The organism is Pseudomonas sp. W2Jun17 (assembly GCF_023127795.1).
In the GTDB taxonomy this organism is placed as follows: Bacteria; Pseudomonadota; Gammaproteobacteria; order Pseudomonadales; family Pseudomonadaceae; genus Aquipseudomonas; species Aquipseudomonas synxantha_A.
This window is the reverse complement of sequence record NZ_SPKO01000031.1, coordinates 78,617-84,817: the sequence shown is the minus strand read 5'-3', so window position 1 is coordinate 84,817 and position 6,201 is coordinate 78,617. Positions and strand designations below refer to the sequence as shown.

Here is a 6,201-nt window from a genome sequence, read left to right as displayed (position 1 = left end):
ACTCCTCCTGAATATAGGCCAGAAGGCGTAAACCTTATTCAGGACGGGACACTCCGCTCGCCAAAAGCCTCGGCCTGGGCCTCTCGCCTATATTGCTGGCCGGCCTGCTTTACCTGGGCAGCGGTATTGGCCTTGCCGGCGTACGTCTGATCCGTGATCGCGGCTGGAAACCCACCGGGTTGACCCCATCGCAATGGCCCTGGCTGCTCGGCGCCATCGCCTTCGGCGGCATCCTCGGCCCCGTCGCCCTCATGTTCGGCCTGATTCGCACCGCCGGCGCCACCGCCTCCTTGATGCTCAACCTCGAATCAGTGCTCACCGCCGTGATCGCCTGGGTCGTATTCAGAGAAAACGCAGATCGGCGCATCGTGCTCGGCATGGTCGCCATTGTGCTGGGCGGCGTGGTGTTGTCATGGACAGGCGCCGGCGGCGGCAGCCAGGACTGGACCGGGCCGCTCGCCATTGCGCTGGCGTGTTTGTGCTGGGGGATAGATAACAACCTGACGCGCAAGGTGTCGGCGTCTGACGCGCTCTTTATCGCCGGTGCCAAAGGTTTGATTGCGGGGCTGGTGAATTGCAGTTTGGCGCTTTACCTCGGGACGCAGATTCCGGGGGTGTCGCAATTGGCGCCGATCCTGGTGGTGGGGTTCCTCGGCTATGGCATCAGCCTGGTGATGTTCGTACTGGCGCTACGCGGGCTGGGCAGTGCGCGCACCGGGGCTTATTTCTCCACGGCACCCTTCCTCGGTGCCGCAGTGGCGTTGGTAGTATTTGGCGAGTCGGTGACCGTGGCGTTCTGGATTGCCTCGGCGCTGATGGCCGTAGGCGTGTGGCTGCACCTGACGGAGCGGCATGCCCATGAACATGTGCATGAGGCGACGGAACATGGGCATTGGCATGTGCATGATGAGCATCATCAGCATGAGCATGGGTTTGAGTGGGATCCGGCGCAGCCTCATAGCCATGTGCATGTGCATGCGGTGATGAAGCACAGCCATGCGCATTTTCCGGATGTGCATCATCGGCATAGGCATTGAGCGCGGTGCGGATGTATCAGGGCCGCTCTATTGGCCGCCCTGGTGGAGAACAGGCCCGTTTAAGCGTGGTGGCCCGTGTAACCTTTATGCTCATACTCCCACCCCCTACATGCCAACCCGACATGCTTGGGAATAAGCGCAGCACCACTGCTGTACGCGGTGATAGTCCTACGAGAAAAGCCCAGTTGAACAGCAGCTGCGGAAAGGGATAAATTGTTACTGAGCATCCACTTTCTGAAATCCTGGGTCAGCATGACCTCACCAGATTGCTCCAACGCCAGACGGTGCAACGTGACAGCGGACAGTTCTAGGTTATTACCCCATGTCACATCAAAGCCCCACTCACCAACTTCCACTTGGCTGAATAGCGCCAAATCCAAGAGTGGTGTGAGGACAGGAAAAGTATTTATATGATCGGTGAGGTCAACAGTGTGTCGCTTACCGTTGCTCCATTCGATCTCTAAGGCATGCTTGCCGGCAACTGGTTGCACAGCAGAAATACGAAGCTTGCTGGTCATATGTCAGTCCCTCCGGTTTTGTTCATCCCATACCCGCTTAAGATCAGCGATATGAGCTTTTGCCCAAAGCAGGGCAGCTTTCAAGGCTTTCTTCTCGGCGCCTGTGCCGAGCACAACAAGCCCTTCTAGCAGAAATGTGGGGCTCCCGTTTCAAAATCGCAATGTCTATAGTCACCCGGTCGCCCATACGGCGGCCGGGTTTGGCGACTCGAAAACAAGACGGAACGTAGACGACGTTATTTTCATGCGGCTGCCATTTTTGGCGGTTTAGCGTGAAAAGAGCTCATTGTTTTTATATTTGTCTTGTGGAGTTACACATGAACCAATACATAGCCCTCACCAGCAACGACAGCGCCACACCTGCCCTTTTTGTCGATACCACCGTGCCATTGGAAATACTCCTCGACGCTGCGACCTATCGAGTTCGTGCCGTTACACAAGTCCTTGAGAACCTCGCACTACGCAGTGAGATCAGTAGTGATGCGGTTGTACTCAGTGATTTTGCGTTGCTTTGTTCCATCTCTTTGCGCGACGGCTGCGATTTGCTGGACGTCATAGGAAGGCGAATGGATATGCCAAGCGCGTGATCTGATAAAGCTGGACTTTTCAAACCCTAGAAATCACAAAACCCCTGGTTTCTCTCGAAACCAGGGGTTTTGTTTACATCGAATTTGGCGGTGAAGGAGAGATTCGAACTCTCGATACAATTTCTTGTATACACACTTTCCAGGCGTGCTCCTTAAGCCACTCGGACACTTCACCGTATCTCGGCAAACCAGTTCAGTCTGTCGAGGCGCGCTAATGTAGTCGAAAGCCTTTCTGATGGCAAAGGTTTTTTTCAGAATTTTCATGCGGTTAGACGGTTATGCCATTCCCCGCCCGGCAAGGGGTGATGATTGTGCCATTCTCGGGCACCGGCGGCAGGCGTCTGGGACGGTTGCTGCGCCCTGCTGCGGGCCGTCTACCCTTGGGGATGCAGGAAAAGCCTGACTGGGTAGTCAGTCACGGCGCTTTACCAGCGCGGGCGTGGTGAGTAACGTCTGCGCATCTACCTCTATAACAAACCCTACAAGGAACCGCGTCATGAGTGAGTTGATTGCCTACCACTTCGAAGACGGTATCGCGACCCTGACCCTGAGCAACGGCAAGGTGAATGCCATTTCTCCGGCGGTGGTCAGTGAATTCAATGCTGCGCTGGATAAGGCCGTGACGGATCGGGCGGTGGTGATCATCACGGGCACGCCGGGGATTTTGTCGGGTGGTTATGATTTGAAGGTGATGACTGCCGGCCCTAAAGAAGCGATCAGCCTGGTGACGTCGGGCTCGACCCTGGCACGGCGCTTGTTGGCGCACCCGTTCCCGGTGATTGTGGCTTGCCCGGGCCATGCGGTAGCCAAGGGCGCGTTCCTGTTGTTGTCGGGCGATTACCGTATCGGCGTCGAAGGCCCGTTCAGCATTGGTTTGAATGAGGTGGCGATCGGCATGACCATGCACCATGCCGGTATCGAGTTGGCGCGGGATCGTCTGCGCAAGTCGGCGTTCCATCGGTCGGTGATCAATGCCGAGATGTTTGACCCGCAAGGCGCCTTGCAAGCGGGCTTCCTAGATAAGGTGGTGGCACCGGAGGAATTGCACGCAGCCGCCCTGGAAGCGGCACGTCAGTTGAAGAAGATCAATATGAATGCCCACAAGCACACCAAGTTGAAAGTGCGCCGCGCACTGCTGGAAGCCCTGGATGATGCGATCATCCAGGATCAGGGCCACAATCTGAGTTAACACCTATATCCGTCTTACCCGAGCCCGACCTAGTGTCGGGCTTTTTCTTACAAATGAATCCGACATATCCGTAGCCGCTCTAGCCGGCCTTTGTGGGCATATGTGGAAACATGCGCTTAAACATCGCCTATCTCCCACCTCTGTAGGGGCAATTGCCGAATACAGTGCACATCCGTACACTGCGCCACCTTTTGTCCCGATGGGCCGCTTCGATGCTTTTTCTGTTACGTATGTTGTTGATGGGCCTGCACTTTATGATCGCAGGGGTATTGGGCGTACTTTTAGGGGTATGCCGGCCATTCAATCCGGACAACAGCCGCCTCTGCGCCCGCCTTTACGCATTGCCAGCCATGTGGATCTTGCGCCTGAAGGTGAGGACGGATGTCGACTCACTGCGCAACAAGCCCGGCACCTGTGTGGTGATCGCCAACCACCAGTCCAACTACGACCTGTTTGTACTGGGCAATGTAGTGCCGCACCGCACCGTATGCATCGCCAAGAAAAGCTTGAAATGGGTGCCGCTGTTCGGCCAGTTGTTCTGGCTGGCGGGCAATGTGCTGATCGACCGCGGTAATGCGCACAAGGCCCGACGCGCCATGCTCACCACCACCCAGACCTTGCAACACAAGGACACGTCGATCTGGGTGTTCCCGGAGGGTACGCGCAACCTGGGTAAAGGGCTGTTGCCGTTCAAGAAAGGTGCGTTTCATATGGCGATTGCGGCCGGCGTGCCTATCGTGCAGGTGTGTGTCAGCAATTATGTAACGCAGATGCAGCTCAACCGCTGGAGCAGCGGGGAAGTGCTGATACGGTCGTTGCCGCCGATTCCTACCACTGGCATGACGGTGGATGACATCCCTCAATTGATGCTGGACTGTCATGCGCAAATGACCGCATGCATTGAAACAATGGACCGTGAACTTGCAGGAGCGAGCTTGCTCGCGAAAACCGTGTAAGCGACGCGGGTCATCTGATAGCGCTGCGTCATCGTTGATGATCTTCGCGAGCAAGCTCGCTCCACAAGGGAATGGGCAATATCAGTCAGCAACAACGGAACGCCATTCAGGCTAAGCTGCCCAATATCTGTCCTCTTAATAAGAAGTGATCAGCACCATGGGTAGAGTTGTTGCGGCCGCCGTCTACAGCGCCGGAAAGAAAGTCTCGGATATCACCCTCGATGAAGGCGCGGCCTGGGCCGCCAAACCCGGACACTTTGTGTGGATCGGCCTGGAAGAGCCCAGCGCCCAGGAGTTGAACAACCTGCAACGCCAGTTCAACCTGCATGAACTGGCCATCGAAGACGCCATGGAAAAGCACAGCCGCCCGAAGCTGGAAACCTTCGGTGACGCGCTGTTTATCGTCACCTACTCACCGGTGCGCGAGAACGGCAAGCTGGAGTTTATCGAAACCCATATCTTTGCCGGCAACGGCTACATCATCACTGCACGCAACGGTCACTCGGCGTCCTACGGTTTTGTGCGCCAACGCTGTGAGGCGCGGCCGCTGTTGCTGGAGCATGGGGAAGACTTCGTACTCTATGCGCTGCTGGATTTCGTCACCGAGAACTACCAGCCGGTCAGCGAGGCGATTCACGCCGAAATCGATGAGCTGGAGCGCAATGTGCTGTGCAGTTCACTCAATGAGCGAGATATCCAGCACCTCCACGGCCTGCGTCGTGATGTGCTGCGGCTCAAGCGTCATGTGGCGCCGATGGTGGAAATCAGCCAAGAGTTGCAGAAGCTGAGCTTTCCGTTTATCGACAAGAACATGCGCCCGTATTTCCGCGACGTGCAGATCCACGTCACCCGGCAGATGGAAGACCTCACCACCTTGCGCGACATTGCCAGCCAGACCATCGAGATCGGTGTGTTGCTGGAGGCGTCGCGCCAGAGCGTGGTGCAGCGCAAGTTCGCCGCGTGGGCGGCGATCCTGGCGTTCCCCACGGCGGTGGCGGGGATCTACGGGATGAACTTTCAGAACATGCCCGAGCTGCAATGGCATTACGGCTATTTTGCGGTGCTCGGGTTTATTGCTGTGGGCTGTGGCGGTTTGTGGGCCAGCTTCAAGCGTTCAGGCTGGCTTTAGGCCGCGGTATCCGGCTTGTGTGCGACAAAGCGCATCATCCACTCCGCCACGGTTACGCCGTGGTGGTCGCGATCCAGGCTGGCCACGCCGTTGGTGTAGACCTTCTCACCCAGGGTTGTCTGAAGAATCTCCAGCAACTCGCGGGAATAATCATGGATAAATTCCGGATGGCCCTGGAAGCACAGCACCTGATCGCCGATGTGGTAAGCGGCGAACGGGCAGAACTCGCTGGAAGCGATGACCGTGGCATTGTCCGGCAACGTGGTGACTTGATCCTGGTGGCTGATCAATAGCGTCAGCTCCGGCACCTCGGGGCTCATCCATGGCGTCTTGGCATCCAGCTTGTAGGCGTGGGTGCCCATGCCCCAACCCTGGCTGGCACGCTCGGCCTTGCCGCCCAGTAGCAGGGCGAGCAACTGATGGCCAAAGCACACACCCAGCAACTTGTCGCCACGCTCGTACCGTGTGAGCAAATAAGCCTTGAGAGTCTGGATCCAGGGGTCAGTGCCGAACGAGTCGGCCTTGCTGCCGGTGATCAGGTACGCGTCAAACACCTCGTCATCCGGCGGGTATTCGCCCTGCACCACGTTGTAGACGACAAATTCGGCGGCAATCGGTTGCTTGGCGAACAGGCGCTTGAACATCTGCCCGTAACCTTGGTACTGATCGATCAAGCCTGGACGCAGGATATCGGTTTCCAGGATGCAGACGCGTAGCGACATAAAAAATACCTGACACGGCGATGGGAATATTGCACACCCCAGAGCCTGCCTTGAAATACACCC

The 6,201-nt window shown here is 57.0% G+C and carries 6 protein-coding genes, 1 tRNA gene and 1 pseudogene; 5 read left to right on the top strand and 3 right to left on the bottom strand.

What is annotated here, in order from left to right; translation table 11 throughout:
• Positions 1–50: 50 nt before the first annotated feature.
• Positions 51–1,037, top strand: a pseudogene (locus E4O98_RS19390) (EamA family transporter); the annotation flags it as partial.
• 59 nt (positions 1,038–1,096) lie between these two features.
• On the opposite strand, the gene E4O98_RS19385 reads toward E4O98_RS19390, so the two are convergent.
• Entirely contained in the window at positions 1,097–1,555 is a 459-nt protein-coding gene (locus E4O98_RS19385) for a DUF2442 domain-containing protein (RefSeq protein WP_228308848.1), read from the bottom strand.
• Between the two features lie 317 nt (positions 1,556–1,872).
• Between E4O98_RS19385 and E4O98_RS19380 the strand changes: the two genes are divergently transcribed.
• Complete coding sequence (locus E4O98_RS19380; RefSeq protein WP_148852832.1) at positions 1,873–2,142, top strand: short-chain dehydrogenase; 270 nt, start codon at positions 1,873–1,875, stop codon at positions 2,140–2,142.
• A gap of 85 nt (positions 2,143–2,227) precedes the next feature.
• Here the strand turns inward: E4O98_RS19380 and E4O98_RS19375 are convergent.
• Positions 2,228–2,317: transfer RNA gene (locus E4O98_RS19375), tRNA-Ser, on the bottom strand.
• A gap of 321 nt (positions 2,318–2,638) precedes the next feature.
• On the opposite strand from E4O98_RS19375, the gene E4O98_RS19370 reads away from it, so the two are divergent.
• From E4O98_RS19370 to E4O98_RS19360, 3 genes are all read left to right on the top strand, one after another.
• Positions 2,639–3,331, top strand: a complete 693-nt coding sequence (locus E4O98_RS19370; RefSeq protein ID WP_248136008.1) for a crotonase/enoyl-CoA hydratase family protein — start codon at positions 2,639–2,641, stop codon at positions 3,329–3,331.
• Between the two features lie 212 nt (positions 3,332–3,543).
• Positions 3,544–4,287: a 1-acylglycerol-3-phosphate O-acyltransferase gene (locus tag E4O98_RS19365; protein ID WP_248136006.1), complete on the top strand. Its 744-nt coding sequence runs from the start codon at positions 3,544–3,546 to the stop codon at positions 4,285–4,287.
• A 157-nt stretch (positions 4,288–4,444) separates the two neighbouring features.
• A complete protein-coding gene (locus E4O98_RS19360) occupies positions 4,445–5,416 on the top strand; it encodes a magnesium and cobalt transport protein CorA (protein WP_032879893.1) in 972 nt (323 codons plus the stop codon).
• Here the strand turns inward: E4O98_RS19360 and E4O98_RS19355 are convergent.
• Positions 5,413–6,138: an amidotransferase gene (locus E4O98_RS19355; protein ID WP_032879891.1), complete on the bottom strand. Its 726-nt coding sequence runs from the start codon at positions 6,136–6,138 to the stop codon at positions 5,413–5,415. The genes E4O98_RS19360 and E4O98_RS19355 overlap by 4 nt on opposite strands.
• Between the last annotated feature and the right edge of the window lie 63 nt (positions 6,139–6,201).